General features: G+C 34.0%; 15 protein-coding genes and 1 pseudogene. 14 read left to right on the top strand and 2 right to left on the bottom strand.

Translation table 11 applies throughout. The annotated features are described in order from the left end of the window. The first annotated feature begins 1 nt into the window (after window position 1). From RBQ61_RS17490 to RBQ61_RS17475, 4 genes are all read left to right on the top strand, one after another. Window positions 2-3082 carry an efflux RND transporter permease subunit gene (locus tag RBQ61_RS17490; RefSeq protein WP_308138488.1) on the top strand — a complete coding sequence of 1027 codons (3081 nt, stop codon included), beginning with the start codon at window positions 2-4 and terminating at the stop codon, window positions 3080-3082. Between the two features lie 26 nt (window positions 3083-3108). After that, window positions 3109-3693 carry a TetR/AcrR family transcriptional regulator gene (locus RBQ61_RS17485; RefSeq protein WP_308138487.1) on the top strand — a complete coding sequence of 195 codons (585 nt, stop codon included), beginning with the start codon at window positions 3109-3111 and terminating at the stop codon, window positions 3691-3693. 51 nt (window positions 3694-3744) lie between these two features. Then, complete coding sequence (locus RBQ61_RS17480) at window positions 3745-4953, top strand: TolC family protein (RefSeq protein ID WP_308138486.1); 1209 nt, start codon at window positions 3745-3747, stop codon at window positions 4951-4953. 244 nt (window positions 4954-5197) lie between these two features. After that, window positions 5198-6220 carry a branched-chain amino acid aminotransferase gene (locus tag RBQ61_RS17475; protein WP_374049891.1) on the top strand — a complete coding sequence of 341 codons (1023 nt, stop codon included), beginning with the start codon at window positions 5198-5200 and terminating at the stop codon, window positions 6218-6220. Between the two features lie 80 nt (window positions 6221-6300). Here RBQ61_RS17475 and RBQ61_RS17470 read toward each other — a convergent pair whose 3' ends face one another. After that, window positions 6301-10392, bottom strand: coding sequence for a DUF445 family protein (locus RBQ61_RS17470; protein WP_308138485.1), 4092 nt, complete (start codon window positions 10390-10392; stop codon window positions 6301-6303). Window positions 10393-10635: 243 nt separating this feature from the next. Between RBQ61_RS17470 and fusA the strand changes: the two genes are divergently transcribed. The 10 genes from fusA to RBQ61_RS17420 all read left to right on the top strand — a co-directional run bounded on the left by fusA (window position 10636) and on the right by RBQ61_RS17420 (window position 21761). Beyond that, on the top strand, window positions 10636-12657 hold the full coding sequence (gene fusA, locus RBQ61_RS17465; RefSeq protein WP_308138484.1) for an elongation factor G: 2022 nt from the start codon (window positions 10636-10638) through the stop codon (window positions 12655-12657). Window positions 12658-13451: 794 nt separating this feature from the next. After that, window positions 13452-13592, top strand: coding sequence for a hypothetical protein (locus tag RBQ61_RS17460; RefSeq protein WP_308138483.1), 141 nt, complete (start codon window positions 13452-13454; stop codon window positions 13590-13592). 145 nt (window positions 13593-13737) lie between these two features. After that, complete coding sequence (locus RBQ61_RS17455) at window positions 13738-14637, top strand: hypothetical protein (RefSeq protein WP_308138482.1); 900 nt, start codon at window positions 13738-13740, stop codon at window positions 14635-14637. Window positions 14638-14647: 10 nt separating this feature from the next. Then, a complete protein-coding gene (locus RBQ61_RS17450; protein WP_308138481.1) occupies window positions 14648-15721 on the top strand; it encodes a hypothetical protein in 1074 nt (357 codons plus the stop codon). Between the two features lies 1 nt (window position 15722). Next, window positions 15723-16040 (top strand): hypothetical protein, encoded by a 318-nt coding sequence (locus tag RBQ61_RS17445; protein ID WP_308138480.1) that lies wholly within the window; start codon window positions 15723-15725, stop codon window positions 16038-16040. Between the two features lie 274 nt (window positions 16041-16314). Continuing rightward, entirely contained in the window at window positions 16315-16545 is a 231-nt protein-coding gene (locus RBQ61_RS17440; RefSeq protein ID WP_308138479.1) for a hypothetical protein, read from the top strand. A gap of 236 nt (window positions 16546-16781) precedes the next feature. Further along, window positions 16782-18002 (top strand): HEPN-associated N-terminal domain-containing protein, encoded by a 1221-nt coding sequence (locus tag RBQ61_RS17435; protein ID WP_308138478.1) that lies wholly within the window; start codon window positions 16782-16784, stop codon window positions 18000-18002. A 271-nt stretch (window positions 18003-18273) separates the two neighbouring features. Next, window positions 18274-18555, top strand: a complete 282-nt coding sequence (locus RBQ61_RS17430) for a hypothetical protein (RefSeq protein ID WP_308138477.1) — start codon at window positions 18274-18276, stop codon at window positions 18553-18555. An 82-nt stretch (window positions 18556-18637) separates the two neighbouring features. Further along, window positions 18638-19930 carry an IS110 family transposase gene (locus RBQ61_RS17425; RefSeq protein WP_308137223.1) on the top strand — a complete coding sequence of 431 codons (1293 nt, stop codon included), beginning with the start codon at window positions 18638-18640 and terminating at the stop codon, window positions 19928-19930. Between the two features lie 934 nt (window positions 19931-20864). Beyond that, a complete protein-coding gene (locus tag RBQ61_RS17420) occupies window positions 20865-21761 on the top strand; it encodes a hypothetical protein (protein ID WP_308138476.1) in 897 nt (298 codons plus the stop codon). Window positions 21762-21818: 57 nt separating this feature from the next. On the opposite strand, the pseudogene RBQ61_RS17415 reads toward RBQ61_RS17420, so the two are convergent. Continuing rightward, window positions 21819-22553, bottom strand: a pseudogene (locus RBQ61_RS17415) (tyrosine-type recombinase/integrase). Window positions 22554-22556 lie beyond the last annotated feature (3 nt).

Raw genomic sequence — 22556 nt, 5'->3', positions numbered from 1 at the left:
AATGCTTTCAAGATTTTCGGTTAAAAAACCCGTTACAATTACAATGATGATATTAATTGTCATTGTTTTGGGAGTGGTGTCATTAAGTAAATTGCAGATAGATTTGCTTCCGCAGATGGAACTGCCGTATGTTATGGTTCAAACAGGATATTCCGGCGCAGGACCGGAGGAAATTGAGAATTTAATTACGAAGCCGGTGGAACAGAGTGTGGCTACTGTTGAAAATATTGAAGGTATGATATCATATTCAAATGAAGGAAGCTCGTTGGTATTGATCCAATTTGCATTTGGAACGGATATGGATAATGCAATGCTTCAGCTTAGAGAAAACATTGATTTGATTGAAGGATTCCTGCCGGACGGTATAACATCACCCATAGTAGCGAAACTGGACCCAAGTGCAATGCCAATTATTCAGATGGCTGTTTCAAGCGGCGGAGATCTGTATAATGCTCAAAAAATGGCTGAGGATATTATAGCTCCGCGCCTTGAAAGAATTGAAGGAACGGCTTCAGCTTCTGTTTCCGGCGGTCTTGAAAAAGAGATTGAGGTAATGCTTAAAGAAGAGGCGCTAAAGGGCTTCAATCTTAGTCAGGCCTACGTGACACAAGTGATTCAGGCAGCAAATATCAATTTGCCGGGAGGCAGTGTCAAAAAAGGAAGTAATGAACTTACAGTCAGAACAATAGGGGAGTTTAAATCAATAGAAGACATAAGAAATCTGACAATTCCTCTTACTACAGGGGGAACAGTAAGGCTTCAGGATATTGCCGATGTTAAAATGGCTGATAAGGATCAATCTACTATAACGAAGATGGACGGCAAAGAAGTAGTTCAGATTTCCATTATGAAGCAGTCAGACGGAAATACAGTTAATGTTTCAAAAAAAGTAAACAAAGAATTGGAAAAAATAAAAAAAGAATATCCGGATTTAAATATGATATCCTTTTTTGATCAGGCAGATTATATAAATTTTGCAATTAAAAATATGATAAGAACAGCGATTTTAGGTGGAGTTTTTGCGGTAATCGTACTTATGATATTTTTAAGAAGCTTTAAAACGACACTTGTAATTGCGCTTTCTATACCTATTTCCGTAATTACTACATTTGTTATTTTATTCTTTACAAAGATAACACTCAATATGATGACCATAGGTGGGATTGCTCTCGGAATAGGTATGCTGGTAGATAACTCTATTGTTGTTCTTGAGAATATATATAGAAACAGAAGCCTGGGTATGGACAGAACAACGGCGTCTATAAACGGTGCAAATGAGGTTTCAATGGCAGTAACAGCTTCTTCACTCACCACTGTAGCAGTTTTCCTGCCGATTGTATTTACGGGAGGGTTGGCTGCAACCATATTCAAGGACTTTGCTCTTGCCATAGTAATAGCTCTTATGAGTTCATTGGTCATTGCACTTACACTGGTTCCTATGTTGTCATCCAAACTCGTTACAGTTAGAAACCTTGAATCTGAAGAAACTCAGGAAAAAAAGCATGGACCGCTGGTTGTGCTGTACAAAACTGTTTTAAGCTGGAGTTTAAGGCATCGCTTTATTACAATAGCGGCGAGTATAGGGCTGTTTGTTGCCAGCATTGCTATGCTTTCATCGGTGGGAGCGGAATTTTTTCCTGCCACAGACGAGGGGATAATAAATGTTAGTGTTAGCCTTCCAGCAGGATCTGAGACAGAACAGATTGATGAGACTCTAAAGGAAATCCAGTCATCAATACAGGAAATACCGGAAGTTGTTTCGATATTTACTCAGGCGGGCAGCTCCGGCATAATGAGTATGGGAGGTAGTTCAGGTACCGGTTCTATGACTGTTATTCTGAGCGAGCTGAATGAGAGAGACAGAAGTGCAAAAGATATAAGCGATGAGATTCGAAAAATGGTTAAGGATGTCCCCGGAGCCGAGATAAGTGTTTCGGAAGCATCAATGATGATGATGGGGATGAGTGTTGGTTCCATAAGTATCAGCATCAAGGGAGACGAAATAGATACTCTTAAGGATATTGGAGATGATTTCAAGGAAATAATCGAAAAAGTTGAAGGAACAAGAGAAGTAACTACAAGTTATGATGACGGAATACCGCAGGTTCAGATAAAAGCTGACAGGGGCATAGCTTCTCAGTATGGACTGACTACAGCACAGATAGGTTCGGAAGTAAATAATGTTTTATCAGGGTCAACCGTTACGAAGTTTAAAGTTGACGGTGACGAGCTGGACGTTATATTAAAGGGAGATAATATATACGGACAAAGTATTTCTTTGCTTGAGATGCTTCCAATACAAACACCGCAGGGAGGAAGTGTACCGCTTTCGGAAATAGCAGAAATCAGCATTGAAAAAGGTCCTATCAGCATTATGAGAGAAAATCAGACAAGAGTTCTGACAGTAAGCGGAAGTGTTTTGGGAAGAGATACTCAGTCTGTTTCAACAGAAATAGAAAGCTTGCTCAGCAAGTATGAAATGCCAAACGGATACAGCTATACTTTCGGAGGAGAGACGGAGCAGATGGAAGAGACATTTACAGATTTGGCAATGGTTATGCTTGTTGCAATCATTCTTGTGTACATGATTATCGCAGCGCAGTTTGAATCGCTCCTTCAGCCATTGTCCATAATGTTTTCGGTTCCACTTGCATTGTCTGGAGGATTTATAGGGCTGTTTTTAGCAGGTCTTCCTCTGAATGTAATAGGAATAATCGGGTTGATTATTCTTGTAGGTATAGTAGTTAACAATGCCATAGTTCTTGTAGACTATATAAATAACCGAAGAAACAGGGGTGAAGACAGAACAACCGCTATAATGAAAGCAGGACCCATAAGAATAAGGCCTATTATGATGACTGCCCTTACGACGATACTGGGGCTTGTACCTATGGCAATAGGTATAGGAGAAGGAGCGGAACTTACCAGATCCATGGGTATTGTAGTAATCGGAGGACTTTCATTATCAACTGCGCTGACATTGGTTGTTGTACCGATAATGTATACAATATTTGATGATATAGCGGCATTTTTCAAAAGAAAATTTAAGAAAAACAAAAATAAAACAATAGAGCGGGCATAACATAAAAAATATGAGCAGGAGGAAACATGGCGGGAAAAAATCAAAAGAGAAGCAGGATATTGTCAGCTGCCAGAGTTTTGTTCAGAGAGAAAGGCTACCATGATACAAAGATGGATGACATAGCACAAAGCGCAGGAGTGGGAAAAGGTACGCTGTATGAGTATTTTAAAAGCAAGCAGGATATTTTTGATGAAACATGCGTGGATTTTGTCAAAACACTCAGGGACAATATTGAGGAAATATCCTTAATGGACAGGAGTTTCAAGGAAAAAGCAATGTTGCTGTTTAAAAGGGGATGTGATTCGGGCAACGAGGATTTTGAAAAAAGTCCTCATGATTATATAATGTCTTATAAGAATTTAATCTCTGAGAAGGTACTCAAAACAATGTTTGATTATGTCTCGGAAATTAACAGGATAATAATAGAAATGATAGACCAGGGAAAAAATGAAGGGGTAGTCAATAAGGAAGTACCTTCATACCTGATTTCATGCCTTGTTCTGGGAACTATGAAAGAATATTTCAATTTGAAAATCACCAAGGAGGATAATATATTTAAAGAAGGAGATATAATCTTTGACTTGTTATTTAACGGTATTGGTGTAAAATAGTAATAGGCGGAAATTTTTAAAAACATAAAAAACGATAATCGGAGGTAAAACATGAAAAGAAAAATATCATTTCTGCTTGCAATGGCACTTATGCTTGGCACACTAACAAATGTTGCACTGGCTGAGGATGCTGTTCCGGCAGACACAGATGAGATAAACGAAGCAGTTGAGGAAGAAAGCGGTGTATTGGAGTTGTCTATGGATGAAGCCGTTAAGCTGGCAACTGAAAGTGACAGAGGAATGTGGAAAATAGATGATGGAATTAAACAGGCTCAAGATGCCAGAAGATCAGGCAAAAGCGCCAAAGATCAGGCAGAAATGCTTATGGGTATGTCTTTAGATACAATATCTGCTATGGGTGTTGACATAACAAGTAATTATATTGAAACTCTGCTTGCAAAAAACGGATACTACGTTACATATGCCGATACTCAGATGAAGCAACTTGAAAAAAATCGGGGATTGCTTTTGAAAGGAATTGAAATATCAACAAAATCACTGTATTACAACGTGCTGCTGGCTGAAAAATCAATTGAAATTAACGAGGCCAAGTTAGACAAAGCAAATGAGCAGCTCAGAGTTGTAAACCTGAAATTCGATAATGGCTCTGCTACAAAAGCGGAGGTGCTTAATGGGGAGATGGCAGTACAGCAGGCCAAGACTGATTTGGATTCAGCCATGGATGACTTAAATATGGCAAAGCTTGATTTGTTAAACAAGCTTGACCTGCCATTTGATCAGGAGATAGTGCTTACGGATACGGAACTGACCTATGTTCCCACAGCGGAAATAGATTTAGATGCTGTTATAGAAAAAGCTAAAGAGGAGAGACCTGAAATCCTTAAAGCTGAGAATGATCTGGAGCTTCAGGAAATAGAAACACATGCGTACAAAGCATATTACACTTCAAATCTCAGACAACACAAGGCAGCAGTAGAAAAGTTGAAAGATGCCGAATTAAACGTTCCTCAGGCTTATAAAGATGTTGAGCTGGATGTGAGAAAAGCTTATTTGAACCTGATAAAAGCTGAAAGAAGTCTTGTAAACATGGATAAAACAGTGGAGCTTGCAACAGAAGCTGCGCGCATAAACAAACTGCTGTATGACAACGGAATGGCAACATCACTTGAGGTAATAGATGCAGATACAAACCTTGCCCAGGCAGAAATCGGGCGATACCAGCTGCTGGCTGCGTACAATATCAGCAAGCTGATGTTTGACAATTCAAATTTGATGGGAAGTTCTGGTTTAGCTCAGTAGATAATAAAAAGGAATTCCCTTTTGGGAATTTCTTTTTATTATTGCAAAAAATTTCAAAAATGAACTATATTGCATGCAAAAGTATGCATAAATGATTTTGCGATTATTAAATTATTGATAAATGCAGTATTTATTACAGGTAGAAATTGGAATGAATTTTGCTATATATTAAAGGAGATGGCTGAAATTTATTGCTTGAAGGTATGATATTTGTTATTAATACGATATTATTTAGGAGGAAATTATGAAAAAGAAGGACATTAAATGGTCAGATTTGGGTTTTAGTTATATTAAAACAGACAAGAGATATATTTCTCACTGGAAAGACGGAAGCTGGGATGATGGACAGCTTGTTGAAGATAACAAAATATCCATAAGTGAAGGCTCTACATGCCTGCATTATGGCCAGGAGTGCTTTGAAGGCCTGAAGGCATACAGCACAAAGGACGGAGGAATTCAGCTCTTTAGACCTGATGAAAACGCTAAACGTATGCAGACGAGCTGTGAAAGAGTTATGATGCCTAAGGTTCCGGTGGAAAAGTTCGTAGATGCATGTATGCAAGTTGTTAAGGCAAACTCAGAATGGGTACCTCCTTACGGCTCAGGCGCAACATTCTATTTGAGACCGTATGTAATAGGCGTTGGAGATAACATAGGAGTAAAACCTGCACCAGAATATATTTTCGGCGTTTTCGGAATGCCTGTAGGACCTTACTTCAAAGGCGGTATGAAGCCTGTAAACTTTGCAACAACTCTTGAAGACAGGGCAGCACCTAACGGAACAGGAAAAATTAAAGTAGGCGGAAACTATGCAGCAAGCCTTCATTCACATCACGAAGCAGTAAAAAATGGCTTTGCGGATTGTATTTATTTGGATCCCGCAACACATACAAAAATTGATGAGGTCGGCGCAGCAAACTTCTTTGGAATTACAAAGGATGATAAATTTATAACTCCTAAATCTTCATCAATACTTCCAAGTATCACTAGAAGATCTTTGATGCAAGTTTCAAAAGAGTACCTGGGAATGGAAGCAATAGAAGATGATGTATTTATAGATAATCTGGACAGATTCAAAGAAGCTGGAGCGTGTGGTACAGCTGCTGTTATAACTCCAATAGGCGGTATTGACTATAAAGGAAAACTGCATGTATTCTACAGCGAAACAGAAGTAGGTCCTGTAACCAAAAAACTTTATGATACTCTGTACAAAATTCAGATGGGAGATGTAGAAGCTCCAAAAGGTTGGATATACAAGGTTTTATAATAATATAATGAAATCTGAACAATATAAAATCAAAAATCACGGCGATTGAAAACCGCCGTGATTTTTGATTATAAATGTATTTATTTTTTATCCTTATTTCTGCTTAAGTTAATTAGCTCGGTTAAAATCTTTAGCGATGCCAGTGCAAATCCCACATACATATTTATTCCGAATACAAAACCTCCCAAACCATAAAACATGAGTTTTTTGAAATAACCTCCGGCAAATGAATCAAACATTTCATGTATTTTTTCAGGTTCCATTTTTTCTATTTCTTCAAGGGCAATTTTGTCAAACTCTACAGATTTCAATATTTTATCCATGTTGCGTTTTAAACTGTTGATGCATGAAACAGTGAAAGTATTCAGGATGTAATCTTTAAAGTTCCCATCTATAAAATTAAAATTTTCCGAGACTGCTTCGTCAATTACTGAGCTGATATGACTGTTAACAGCATTTTCAAATTCAGGATTTTCCAGTAGCTTGTGAATGTATAATGCAGAAGAATTTACAAACTCATCTTTATTAAGAATGCTTCCTGCGTCTATATTTAGCTCTGAGATTAATTCAGATGATGCTGACTGAAGTATTTCATCAAATCCGTTTTTATCCAACTCTGCGAAGAGTTTTTTAAATGTATAAGTTATATTTGTTTCGGAAATTCCTTTGAATATTTCTCTAAACTCCGATTTCATGAACTCATCAACTGCCGAATCTGTAAGCTCGGTTATGCGTTCAATAATGCACTCTTTACTTTGGCTCATGCTTGAATGCAATGTATTAGAAAACGAGTTTATTTCATCGTGATAAACATTTTGAAGCTCTTCAAGATTCCCGGCTCTGAAAAATTTCAAAATTTCAGATAATTTTATATTTCCAATTTTGTCGGCTAAGTGATTCACTGAGATGGTTACTTGGCTTTCGGCTTTATCACTGTCAAAGTAATTGTCTGCCAGTTCATTCAACTTTACTGCGCTTAGATTTGAGTACACCTCTGCTGTCTTAACTGTGTAGAATTTTTCATTAAGAATACTGTAAAATACAGTTTGAAGCTCATCTCTTTTTTCTTCAAAAAACTGAGGAATTTTATCATCTATAAATTTCACAAGAAGTTCATCAACTATTACATCGCCGCCCATAACGGTATACATGCCTTTTTCAATAAACCCGAGGTTGTTTTTAATTTCAGACTGCACTGCAAAAGATATCTTTTCCTTGCTTTCTTTAATGCTTTTCACAATTAAGCCGGATACTTTGTTCAGGATCTTTGGCATATGGGAATCCATGTACTGTTTAAGCCTGCCGTCAAAGATTTCACCGAGGGTATTGCTGTCAGCATTGGTGTTAACTACTTCCATCACTCTATAGATTGCTTTGTGCCTTGAATCTTTGTTCAGAATAATACCGGCAGTTTTTTCGGAAACTTTCGTTTCAAGATTTCTTGTAGCCTCCGTGCCTATAATTTCCTTAACGCGCTTGTTTATAAGCAGTTTATACTTATCTTCGTGCTTCAAGATTTCCTTTGTAAGCAATGTATTGTCTGCTAATGTATTATTCAGTTTGTCATAGCAGTTGTTATTGAAGGTTACTAAATTATTCTTTACAAAATCGCCTGAAAATTTACTTTTTAGTGTGCTCTCTGAATTCACAAATGAGCTAGTGCTGCCGATTACTTTTTTAAATTCAAAGCTTATTTTTATTATTGTACTTTTATTTATCAAATCTGATAGCCGAACAGGTGCAATTTTGTTATATAAAAATTCTCCTAACTTGACTGCACTTTTTTCAAACATTCCTTTAAGATAAGAATAAATGTTGTTAGCAATATTGTTTTTATTATTAGTTAGAAGGCTACCTATTGTTTTGTAATTGTTGTCGGCAATTGATTTAGTGAACGCATTTGTGATGTCGTGCTCGTATTTGTCGAACAATTCGCTTATGCTTTTCTTGTTAAGCAGGTTTTTATCTATAAATTGTGCCGTCTTTTGAGCAAAGGTACTCTGGTTTTTTATTATGTATCCCAAAGAGAAATTGCGGAAAAATGGCAGTTTCGAAAGCAGCTTGTTTTTCCTGTAGGGTTTGAAAATCATATTTATTGCAATTACATTTGTCATATATCCTACCAGTGCATATGCTGCCATATTAGCTGTTCTGATTACCGTTGGCCCGGGAGAAACCGTATGGAAAGTGGCAAGAATTAAGCCGGCTACTATACCCAACATACCCCCAAAATACATTATCGGTTTTAACTCTCTGCCGATAAAATCATTTGCAAGGTTCACAAGAGCTTTGTCATCCAGTTTGTTTAAATTGTCCGAAACAATTGCTTTTATTGATCCGTTTAAAATTATTCCAGAATTATCAACTGCATATGTGCGCAGAGAATCTGAACTGTTTTCAACCAGGTCATCTATTGAATTTAATTTATCCAATACAAAAGAAACAGGTGCAGGTCTTACTTTTTCAGCGCCATTTATGTAGGCTTTGTATAAGCTGTCATTTAATGTATCAACAGTCTCCTGATTCAGGTTTTTTGATGTCAAATTTACCGCTAAATTTTCTGCATTTATACCAATCCATTTTTTTATGGAATCTTCCATGGAAGATATTGCTTTACCTATGAGAAGGCTAAGCTTTTCTGCCGAACATTCAGCCTGTTTTTCATTAACTAGGTGTCTTAATTCTTTATCTAATAAGCAGGATGCGCCATTAGCAGCAATCTGTGTCAGATAATTTTTTACAGTTTCAGATGGCAAAAATTCAGAAAATTGCTTCATAAGGCCGGGTAATACATCATCTCTTATTAATTCGGCAGAAAATATATCACCGGCTTTCTTTTCTGCAATATATTCGGTGAAAGAATTAATAAAGGATCGCGAATTTTGCCTGATGTAATTTCTTATGAATAAGCTGATTTTTTCGGGTGTTATATTATTTCTTTCTGCTTCCTCAAATATTTCTCGAATTGTAAGGCTCTCTAATAAATCAATAAGCTTATCACTAAGTATGTTTCCCAGTTTTTCAGAATTTGAAACTTTTCTAATGTAAGATATTATTTTGTCTGCCAGGCTGTATTTTTTGCTCAAATTATTTAAATACACAGTTTTAATTGTAGACAGCATCTTTGCTTTTAATCCGTCTGACTCTTTTACAACTTCATCCATTGACTGTTCAATCAGAGTATCTATCAAATTGCTGTTTTCTTTAATCCAGCCAATAATGTTTTCGGTTACGTAAGGAATGTTGTCTGTGAGGTAAATTTTAAGACTGCTTTCAAAAGATGTATCCAGGAGGTCAAACAGTGATTTATCACAATTTTTTCCAAATGAAAATATAGAACTTATAAGATTTCCGATACGTTCTGTTCCTTCCTTTGAATCCACATACGAAGATATTCTGTTATGCAAATTTTCCGGAATTTCATCAAGCATAACAATTTCTCCGATTTTTTTGTCATAAAACACCTTTTCCGCAGATTTGAAGGATTCATTAATTCCCAAGGAATCTAAAATTTCATCAATTATGGTCTTAAATTTTTCGGGATATTTATTTAAAAGTATTTCAATAATATTTCCTATGATATTTTCATATATATTACGGTCTATTATATTTCCGAGAACCAAGTTACTGTTATGCCTATATACGGACATAAGAGTATCTTTCAGTATATCGGAAGTATCTATTGTTTCATAAACTGCAGAATATATTGAGTTGCTTATACTGCTCAGCTGTTTTGGAGTTAAAAATACACCCGGGTCAAGTTTATCAAGCATAATTTCATATAAATCAGGCATGTATTTGTTAATAATATCTGATATGAAAGTGTCAGTTGATTCTAACGTTTCGTCAAAGCCTTCAATTTGCTGCAGGCGATTACTTCCAACTGCATCATATAGGCAGCTCTTATAAAAATCCGATGTCATTGCATCAAATTCTTTTTTTAAACATTCATCGTTGAGTATCTGCTGAAACTTTTCAGTGTTTATTATGTCGTTTTCAACCATACTGCTGAGATTATCAATAAATTCCGATCTTGTTTTTTTAATGACGCCTCCGATTTTAAGGGGGGTATATTCTTTAAAAAGCATGTTTATGGCATAGTCGTTAGTTATGTAACCTGACGCACCTCCCAAAACTGCCTGCGCTATGTAATTGAGTATTATTTCGTTCATAATGCTGTCCTTAATTGTACTTTTGAAAATTATATCACTGGCATTTGAAATTTGCAAAGTATTATTATGTACATAAATTCAATAATGGTTTAATTATGCATTGACTTATTTTTAACAATAAATTTTTAATATTGTTTGCATAATTTAACAAATAAGTCACATAATTAAAATTATATTGATTAATCATACTTTATAATGTAAAATATAATAAATAAGCAGAATCTATTAGGAGGAATAAAGCGAATGAAAACGTATAACACTGACCAAATTAGAAACGTTGCCTTGATTGGCCACAGTAGCTGTGGCAAAACATCATTAACCGAAGCATTTTTATTTGATACTAAAGTTATAAATCGTATAGGCAAAGTTGAAGACGGAAATACTGTTTCCGATTTCGATAAAGAAGAGAAAGATCGACAAGTTTCTATCAGCACATCAATCATACCTGTAGAGTATGATAATACTAAAATTAATTTCCTTGATACTCCTGGATATTTTGATTTCGTAGGTGAGGTATATGGAGCGTTAAGAGTTGCCAGCAGTGCAGTAATTGTAATAGATGCAAGTTCAGGAATTGAAGTTGGAACAGAAAAAGCGTGGAAATATGCTGAGCAGAGGAAGCTTCCAAGAATAATATTCGTTAATAAAATGGATAAAGAAAACGTTAAATTTGACGTATTGCTGGATAATTTAAGAGAAAAATTCGGAAAAAGAGTTGTGCCATTTGCAATTCCTCTCGGTAAAGGCGATAAATATGACGGATATATGGATATTTTGGAAAGACAATGCTACATCGGCACCGAACCTGTGGAAACATTACCAGATACTGCTGAAAAGGCTGAAAATTTCAGATCAATATTAATGGAGTCCGTTGCAGAGACAGACGAAGAAATGCTGGAAAAATTCTTTGAGGGCGAAGAATTCACCGATGAAGAAATTCATGATGGATTGAAAAAAGCTGTATTGGCGGGAGAACTTGTTCCCGTAGTTCTTGGCGCTGCATCGAAGGGTTTAGGAGCAAGCCTTCTTATGAGCGTTATAAAAGAATACATGCCGACGGAACAGGATGCAGAAGATGTGAAGGCGGATTCATCAGCACCGCTGTCAGCTTTTGTATTTAAAACAATCGTAGACCCGTTTGTTGGTAAAATTACATTATTTAAAGTTATGTCCGGAACAATTAAGAAGGATGCAGATATATACAACGCTAAAATTCAGGAATCTGAAAGGCTGGGAAATGTGTTCTACATGAGAGGTAAAGAACAGCTTGAAGCTTCGGAAATTAAGGCGGGAGATATTGGAGCCACATCAAAGCTGCAATATTTCGCTACGGGAGATACTATTTCTTTGAAAACAAACCTTGTTGAATATGACGAAATAGATTTTCCAAAACCTTGCTACTTTATGGCAGTAAGAGCTAAAACAAAAGATAATGATGAAAAAGTCGGACTGGGACTTCACAAACTCAACGAGGAAGACCCTACCTTTAGTATAGAAAGAAATTCTGAAACAAAAGAACAAGTATTGGGAGGACAGGGAAATATTCAGCTGGAAGTTATAGCAAGTAAACTTAAAAACAACTTCAAGGTTGAAGTGGAACTATCACCGCCTAAGGTTGCATACAGAGAAACAATCAGAGGTAAATCAGATGTACAGGGCAAGCATAAGAAACAGTCCGGAGGAGCAGGACAGTACGGCGATGTTCACATCAGATTTGAACCAAGCGATGAAGAATTCGTATTTTCAGAAGAAATATTTGGAGGATCTGTTCCGAGGAACTTCATACCAGCAGTTGAAAAAGGTCTGAGAGAATGTTTGGACAAAGGAACTCTGGCAGGTTGTAAGGTTGTGGGCATTAAAGCAACATTGTACGACGGTTCATACCACGATGTTGACTCTAACGAAATGGCATTTAAAATAGCCGCTTCATTAGCATTTAGGAAAGGTATGGCAGAAGCTAAACCAATACTACTTGAGCCGGTTGCAAAAGTTGAAATTAACATACCCGATGAATACCTGGGAGATATAATGGGTGACATGAACAAGCGAAGAGGAAGAATCCTCGGCATGGAGCAGCAGACAGACGGAAGCCAGCTTGTAATGGCTGAAGCACCTATGGCTGAAATGTACACCTACGCAATTGAACTTAAATCAATGACTCAAGCAAGAGGAAGCTTTACCATGGAATTCTTAAGATACGACGAAATGCCAACTAATATGGCTGAAAAGGTAGTAGCTGACTATAAAGCTAAGAATGAGAATTGATGATTTTGTGGTTTAAAACAAAAGTCTAAAAATTTAAAACAAAGTTAAAAATTTGCACCTCTCGGCTATAATACCGAGAGGTGTTTTTTGTAGTAAAAATAAATTCTAATTATGGTAAAAAATGCGTTTTATAAATTGTTGGGAATCTTAAATTCTAATATTGAATAAACCTTTTTAAGTTTTTAATGCCGTAAGAATTTCTTTTAAGAATAACAGAGTTCAATAGTGAAGGGTCATAAAATTTGTCGTTGGCATAGAATTGGGTATTAATTTATTATATACCATGCTGAACAAATGCCTAAATAAGTACAGATTATTCATAACAAAAAAAGTCGGTGGAGCAATTTAGAATAAGAGGGTTCAATCAAATAATTAAATCTTTTAGGGAAGATGAAAATCCAATACAATTATAGAAAGTTCAAAAAATATCTGGTGTTGATTCAGCTGATTTTATTATAAAACTAAGGTGCTTGTTTTTTATTAAATATACTAGTAAATATACTGAAATACATTTGAGCAAAATTAGAAATAATGTTATAATATAGTATAATTTGTAAATTTTCAAAGATATACTGGAATAGTTTCAAACTATATTCCAAATTGCCATTACAAAAGCAAAGCATTTAGTTAAAACTATTGGAGATTGTGATCTGTAAAAAAAGTTCTATTTTATGTAAAGAACTTTATGTGAATGTACATAGTATAAATATATTTTATAATTAAAGTACAATCAAAAATACATGATGTGATACTAAGATTGTAGGCTGAATTAGAGCACAAAGTAGGTGATTATAATGTCTAAGCCATTAGATGGAGCAAGAGAATCTAATGCAGGTGATATTTTTCATTTAGTATGGGCGGCGAAAAAAGCATTAGCTTTACTTGAACCAAATACAAATTTTAAGGCCATTTGCGTAGAAGGACCGATATTGTAAAATGTATTATTGTTTGTAAAAATACATAATGAACTTATGAAAAAAGTAATGAAGTTATTGTTTGTTTTGTAGAGAGTAATTTTAATGAATTATATAAGAGTTAATTTATTGTTTTTTTAAGGAGACGAGCACTATAAAAAATGTATTGATAATTACTAGTTCAATTGACTTTACAGTAGATTATATTATTGGAAAGTATAGTGGTATTGTGAATTTCTATAGAGTAAATGTAGATTGTTTAGATAAATACTTAATTTCAGTTGGAAGCGATTTTACATGGAGTATTCAAAATGATGAATGGAATACTATTTTATATAAGCAAGATGTATTTAGTATTTATTATAGAAAACCAAGGTTCCCTGATTTGAGCAAGTTTGAACCAGAATATAGAAATATGATAAATAATGATATTCTAGCTTTGATTAATGGGTTAGTTGATTCGTTTAATGGCAAAGTACTAACAAAACCATCAATTCTACGCAAATGTGAAAACAAGATATATCAACTTATGTATGCATTAAGCAATGACATAAATATTCCTAATTCATTTATTGGAAATAATTCAGAAAGCATGAAATTATTTGAAAAATATAAAACAATAATAAAGCCAATTACAACTGGAAAAATCTATAGGAAAACTGAGTGCGAAATCTATCAAACTAGTTATTTTAATGGATTTCAAGAAGAAATATTGTTAACTCCAATATATTTACAGGAGTACATTGTAAAACTATATGAAGTTAGAATAACAATAGTAAATGAAACAGTATTTCCAATCAAAATAGAGTCTGAAAATATTTTAGATTGGCGAAAAGGATATGATAGTAACTATTATTCAGTTATTGACGTTCCGGATTATGTGCTTAAAAAAAGCATAAAGATGATGGAAGATTTTAATTTAAAGTTTGGAGCGTTTGATTATATTGTTAATGATAAAAATGAATGGGTATTTCTTGAAGTTAACCCAAATGGTCAGTGGCAATGGTTGGAAAAAGAATTAAATTTAAATATTTCCAATGAAATAGTACAATATTTGATTGAATAAGGGGTTGCTTATGAAGGTTGTAAAATTTGCATTGCAAAAAATTGTAGCTTGTATTTTATATATATGGTCATATTTAGGTGTTTTGTTTTCTTTTACTGATGATTCAAATTATGGAACAGTAGAATATAGAAATAAATTTAAAGATGATATTAAAGAACCTAGGATAAGTTTGATCAATTTGATGCTAGGTAATATTTCTATATTTATTTTAACGTATAGTTTTAAATTGAAAAAGTTTAAATTGGTAACTAAAAAATCATTAGATAAAATGGAATTATTTAATCCCTCATCTGATTATATTAATGATATTGTAAATAGATATGAGCAACATTTGATTACAGAAGTATCAGAATTAGACATAGAATATGAAAAAGAATCTTTATGTTATCGAATAAATAATGAAGAGAGTAGGATTGAAAAGAGTAATGAAAAAGTAAATCTATACGCTACAATAATATTAACAGTAGTACCGATATTATTGGCATTCGTAGATTTGAAATATTTTTTTGCATTGAATATATGTGGCAAAATAATAGTTTGTTTAATTATATATAGCATTACAAATGCAATATTATATATTTTACAAGTCGTTAAAATACAGTCTATTGATAAAAGTAGTTTTTCGGAACTAAGAAAAAGTGCTAATCATAAAATTGAATTAAATAAACAATACCATTATGACTGGCAATATTTAAAACGCAAAGCTGATTTGTTTGTTAGCTATGTTAAGAATTTGCAAAATTGGATAGTTGCAAGCTTATTACTATCGTGCCTATTGGTGTTGAATGTATCAAATGTAGATTATATGAGTTTAAATAATAATGAAGTTATATCTCAACAGGTAATCAATGTCTTTACTGATGATATAAATAACCCCTATAGTATTTCTGCTATCAAAATAAGTGAATTAAAGCTTAAGATACAAAAAAATGAAGTAAGAAGACTTGTTGTTATTTCAAGTAATGACAAATGTGAAACTGATATTGCAAAAGAATTTGAAGAAAGATACAAAAATTTGACTATAAAATATTTTTATGATGAAACACTAAAATCAAATGAAGTTAAAATAATTGAGGAGGAATAATATGCTTAGAAAACACATATTAAGCAAATACGCTGAAGTTTGTGATTTGAAATTAAATTCAACAATTACGTCAAGAAATGAGGGCGCTACTCATAAAACTAATGCAATTGAAAATAGTGATCCTGATGAATTTTGCTTTGATTTAACAAGGGAAACTAGAACAATAGAAATATCTGATCCAGATGAATTTGTTTTTAGTGAAAAAACAAAATTAACGTTTGTAGTTGAAAATAGTGATCCTGATGAATTCTATATAAATTCTACAAGAATGACAAAAACTATAGAAATATCTGACCCAGATGAATTTTGCCTTAATTAGTTATGTTATAAGTGTCAAGGTAAAATTCAATTTATAACATGAGACAACCCAATTATATCTAATGTAACTAAAATTAAATTAAGTTTTACTGTAATTTGTAGCACTTTAAGCTAGATGCTCTAGCTTGTAAGATAATTATTCCATGTGAGATAAAAGCAGATATAAGAAATTATTTATAAAATTATGGGTAACATTAAATATATTATTAAAGAAGAATGTTAGAATAGAAGGGCAACATGATATACAACAAATATTTGAAGTAGTAAATGCTAGAGTGAATGAATTCGAATCTGAAAAGGAAAAAAAACAAAAGTTTAAAAATATGGCAGAAAATTTTAATATATATCTTGATGAATTATTTGATAATATTTCAAGTGATGATGGAAATAGAAAAAAGGACAATATGGATTTTTCAAGATATCCATTTGATCAAAAATATGTTTCTCATTTTTATATTAATGGACTTGATAATCTTGTAGTAGATTTCGCAAAATTTTTTGAATAGATTTCAGGAGATAGGAGACAATTCAAGATCTATATCAACGTACTATTTATATGACTGTTTGCAGTATGACGGTCAATAATAATAACATGTCATTCAAGAAAAAAATATTATTTGTCAAGCGATAAACAATATAAAAACAAATAAAATTGAATTCTAACTAAATTAATATTTGAAAAAACTAATTGAATGGAAATTATAACGAACTACATAAATTTTAGGAGGAAATTTTGTGAGTTATGCTTAAAAATAAAATGCTAGAATACAAAAAAAGTGAGTATAAAAGTATTAATAAAAAGGTTTGCTCAAATTGCGTGGGAGAAAGGTACCTTAAGCAATTTGTTATTGACAATGGAAAGTGTGACAAATGTGACTATTGTGGTAGTGATGAAATCTGCATATCAGTAGAAGACCTTATTAGTGAAATAATATCCGGAATTGAATATGAGTATGATAGAGCTGTAGATACAATGAGTTGGGATCATGGTGAATATGTTGGAGCAAAGACATGGGATACATACAACTTAATCTATGATAAATTAGGATGTGAATTGCCGTTAGAAGATGATTTGATAAAAGATATTTATGAAACTATTGATGATGATACGTGGTGTGAAAGAGATCCTTATCAGTTAAGGGAAAGCATAGATAAAGCATTACTATGGGATGATTTTTGCGAAATGGTAAAAACTAAAACAAGATATGTGTTTTTCAGAATGCCTAAAAAAGATGAATATAGAGAAGAAGCAAATTTCAATGTTCTTGATTACATTGGCAAAAAAGTTACTGAGTTGAATTTGATTACTAGTATTCCAGAAAATACAACATTTTTTAGAGGACGCATGCATAGCAGTTCAATGGTGTTAGACGAAGCTAAAAACCTCTGTTCTCCTCCTAGTCATTGTGCAAAATCAAACAGAATGAGTGCAGAAGGAATTTCAATCTTTTATGGTGCGAATGATGTGAAAACAGCAATTGCTGAGATATATAATTCTCAATACAAGTATGCAACAGTTGCACCGTTTGTAAATTTAAGAAATTTAATACTAGTTGATCTCACTAAAGTAGAAGATATAGAATTCCCAAGTCTATTTGATAAAGAAAAACGAAAATACAGACAAGCCTTAGATTTTTTTATAAAGTTAAACGAAAATCTTACTCAACCAATTGAGAATATGGTAAGCATAGAGTACATACCCGCTCAAATCATTGCAGAGTATTTTCGGTATATATATTGCTATAATGGTATTTCCATTGATGGAATAGCATATAGAAGTTCAAAAAATAGTGGAGGAATATGTTATTCATTGTTTTTTAATTATGAACAGTGCCTTGAAGTTGATAGAGATAAACGATGTAAAGAAGAACAAGAACTTAAAATAGATAAATCTGGGATAAACACTTATGCTGTCTCAGTTGATGTCTCATTTAGCCAAAGCTATAATCGATTATTTATATGAATTAATACAGAATGAAATAAAACTATATAGTCAAACTTTGTTTGAAAACGTAAAAAGTATTTAACGAAATTTCAACGTTTTTTGATTTTATATAGTCAAACTTTCTTTTAAAGCTACAATTGCAAGCACCTAATTATTAATAGAATAATTCGTGTAGATATACTTAATGGAATTGATTTAAGAAAGCATTATGTGCAATTCATCAAATAATAGGTTATTGAATAACAGATGGAATTTTAAATAGAATAAAAAGTGAAGGAGATTAGAATTTATGGCATTTAGATTTGATATGCAGGGTAAAACTTCCCAGCAGCAAATTATTGTGGCTAAAAGAGATTCGGAGAATAAGCGATTGCAGCAAGAGGCAGCAAAGAGAGAAGCAGAAAAGAAGATTCCTGATGATGTTAACATTAATATTCGGATATTAGCTATTGATAAAGACACTTGTCCAACTCAAGATAATATTATTATGAAAGAACAGTGCGTAGCTGTAAATATTATAAGGAGCTTCCTGTATAATTCAAATATAAGGAATTCCAAGAAAGAAGGTTGAGAAAAAAATACCTCAGTGTACAATAAGATTACTGACTTTGCCGGTTAGTAAAAAATCTTATTAAACAGAGAGGTATCTAGAAATGAATTATAACACACAGAACGCAAAATTAGGAACTATTACAGAAAAAACTTTAGTGGTTGGTATTGATGTCGGAAGTGAACTACACTATGCCAGAGCTTTTGACTGGAGAGGTTATGAGTACTCAAAGAAGGCCTTCTCATTCAGTAATACAGAAGCTGGATTTAACAGTTTTTTGGCATGGATGCATGAACTGGGAGAAAAGCATGAGAAACAGGCTGTACTTCCAGGGATGGAGCCAACAGGACACTACTGGTTTGCACTAGGAAAGTTCCTACAGGACAACGGCATGAGACCGGTGCTTGTCAATCCTCATCACGTAAAGAAATCCAAAGAACTAGATGATAACAATCCAACAAAGACTGATCGCAAGGATCCGAAAGTAATCGCAGGACTAATCAATGAGGGGCGATTCTCTTACCCTTACCTTCCGGAAGGTGTCTATGCAGAGCTTAGGACGGCTTCAAACCTGAGATTTCAGGCGCAGGAGGAACTTACAAGAGTTCTTAATAGGATTGCAAGATGGTTCAGCATTTACTTTCCAGAGTATAAAGACGTTTATGGGAAGAAAGATGCAAAAAGCGGATTGATGATTTTAGCACAGGCACCATTGCCAGCAGACATTGCAGCGTTAGGTGTGGAAGGAGTGAACAAAATCTGGCGGGACGCAAAGCTGAGAGGCGCTGGACGAAAGAGGGCAAAGACCTTGGTAGCAGCTGCAGAGCATAGCATTGGCAGTCAGGAAGGTTTGACAGCAGCACGTATGGAAATAAAAAATCTGCTCAGTGATTATGAGGTTTATAGTAAAAGAGTCAATGAACTAATGGCTCTAATAGAAGACTTGATGAGTGGAATTTCATACACAGATAAGTTGCTGGAAATTAAAGGTATTGGAAGTAAGACCGTATCTGGATTTATAGCTGAAGTGGGTGACATAAGACGTTTTGATAACCCAAAACAGATACAGAAGCTAGCAGGATATGCACTGGTGGAGAACAGTTCTGGAAAACATAAGGGCGAGACAACGATAAGCAGACGTGGTCGCAAGAGACTGAGATATCTGCTGTTTGAGGTTGCAATGTCATTAGTTGGAAAAAATAAAGAGTTCAGGGAACTGCACCATTATTATACGACCAGACAGAATAATCCATTGAAGAAGATGCAGTCGCTGATTGCAGTTGCCTGTAAGTTGCTTAGGGTGATTTACAAGATTCTAACAACAGGAGTCAGCTATGATCCTGTAAAAATGCTTGGAGACATCAAGAGACCACCGATATCAGCACAGGCAGCATAAAAAGTAAAGCAATAAGCTTAAACCTCTGTTGAAAGATATCGCGGTTGAATTTAATTATCAAGGGTACGTTAGTACCGCTAAAGCGGCAAGCCCTTGACAATTAAATCCAGCCACGATAAATAGTAAACAAGAGGTTAAGCTGGAAACTGCCACAAATGTGGCTATACAATAAACAGAAAGCAACAGGAAAACGTCCGTTGGAAACAACGCTGTTGTAGGAGCAAAATCAGTAATCAAAACAAAGAATGAGCCAGTAGTCGGCAGGAATATTTTCCATAGGGCATAGACCCTGTTAAGGAGCTAAGCTGACACCCTGGTTATGGATAGGCAGGACGAAGGTAGTTAGGACGCATGCGGAAACGGATGGAGATCCTGGTGGATACAGGAGGTTAGCTGCCATAGAGGGATGGGTATACACAAGGCCATGTAAAGCGAAAAACAAAGACGTTTTACTTCGTGTACCCTAATACCACTATTTTAGTACTCGATACAAGAAATATCCATGACTATGGCCATTTATCTGAGATAAAGAAACAAAAAACCTTGATTTTTCAAGGAAAAAAGCTTGACTATATGAGGAGTTTACTATGTATAATGGACAACCATGTATCAAATGTTCATATAAGTTAGGCAATGAAACCATGAATTAGCAGGAAAACAAATATTAATTCGTACAAATATTAACTTCCAATTATGTAATATTCATATTAATTGATTATAGAAATAATGGGAAGGTCAAGTATGTCCTGAGTTAACTAGGCAATCAGCAATTCAAACGATCAAATGAGTTACGTGGTGTTTATATAATACGTAGAGGAGAAAATATGGGGTATAGATTTTCGCTGGAAACTGCTGTAGCGAATCATGGAGACAAGCTGAATTATAAAGTCATATACGATTTATTAGTTTTAATGTATTTGAGGAGGATAAGAAAATGTCACAGATATGTATAAAGAAAAGTAAAATTATTAAATTGCAGTTGCCAACAGGATATAATCCAAAAAAAATTCAGATTGGAATACCTGTAACAGGTGACGAGGCAAAAAAAATAGGTCTTGTTAATGTTGGTGATAACATATTGCCTTCTATTAAATACGGTGTTAGCTGTAAGCGAAATGCAAATGGTTATTATTACGCGGATAAATCACAACCAAAGAAAAAACGTTATATTTCTACCAATTGGATACAACCTTTTGGCAATGAAAATGCTTCATCAATTGCGGTCGACATATATAAACCGTGTTATCCGCGAATCGAAGTCTCTCCTACAGGAATTGAAGTTGAATTATTTGAAGATTCAAGCGAAAACAAATACATAATTGCAAATTTGACTCCTGTAATACGTGAGAATTATTTAAAAGAGACTGTAAATATATTTCTCGAAATTTTTGGACTATGCTATATTTTCAGTAATGAAATTAAAATTAATGAAAATAGAAATAGACGCCGTTGCAATTGGGAAATACTCCCGCCAGGAGAAAAGCCAAGCATACACTTAACTCATATGCTAAAGAAGCAAAATCAAAGTGCTGATACTTTTGATGTAGCAAGATTAGAATTCATTGATAAATATAAGGCAGAACAAGTAGTAGAAGGATTAAATGGTTTTAGCGGATACTATGCATATGTTTTTAAAAATTATTGTGTTTTGGAGTCTGCAGTTTATGGAAATGCAACTTATATTATTCCTAAAGAAAACTGGGAAGTTTTGAGCCAAAAAACGAAACAAGATCTGATACATGATAACGTTGTTGTTGAGAAAATAAGACACACAGAGAAATGGAAAAAAACTATACGTGGAAGCTTTGATAGGCTAAAGATTAGTAAATAAAGATTTCTGATTTCCCATTATGTTTAGAATATGGCAAGCTTTGCGCTTGTCATAAGGCTAATTAAACATTAAAGCAAGTGGATTGGAATTCACAGCAGATTGCAATAATGAATCATCAACATATATTTCTGTTGTGGCAATACTTTCATGACCAAGAATTTGTTGTAGAGAACGGATATCGACATGTCTATATTTGTACATTAAAGTTGCAGATGTATGTCGTAATTTATGGGTAGAAATATTTTCAGAATTTAATCCAACTTTGATAACATGTTTTTTTATGGTATTTTGAATGTATCGTGTAGTTAGGCGTTTTTTATTTCTGGATATGAAAAGCGCATTAGTTGGCACATCCATGTTGTTTCGAATTTAAAGCCAAGTAGCTAAAGACTTTTGTTCTGCAGGTGTCAAAAATATTTTACGTTTTTTATTGCCTTTACCAATTACTGAAAGAATATTTGCATTAACTTGGTTAATATTTAGATTAGCAAGTTCGGATAAACGAAGAGCACAATTTAGAAAAATAGTAATAATACAATTGTCACGAGGAATAGATTTACATTCTATAAGTAAACGAACAGATTCTTCTAGTGTTAGATATTTTGGAATTCGTTTAGGAAGTTTAGGGGTTTCAAGTTCTTCTGCTATATTGCCATCTAGTAAATGAGCTTTTGAATTTAGGTATTTCCAAAATTGTCTTATGGATACTATTTTTCTAGCCCTGGTTCCTGCGGAAGAATTTAAATCGGTCTGGCAATAAGAGATAAAAGTACAAGTTTTATTAGATTGCATATT

The organism is Sedimentibacter sp. MB35-C1, assembly GCF_030913635.1.
Classification (GTDB): Bacteria; Bacillota; Clostridia; order Tissierellales; family Sedimentibacteraceae; genus Sedimentibacter.
Note: the sequence above shows the minus strand (reverse complement) of the source record. Positions and strands in the feature narration are given on the sequence as shown.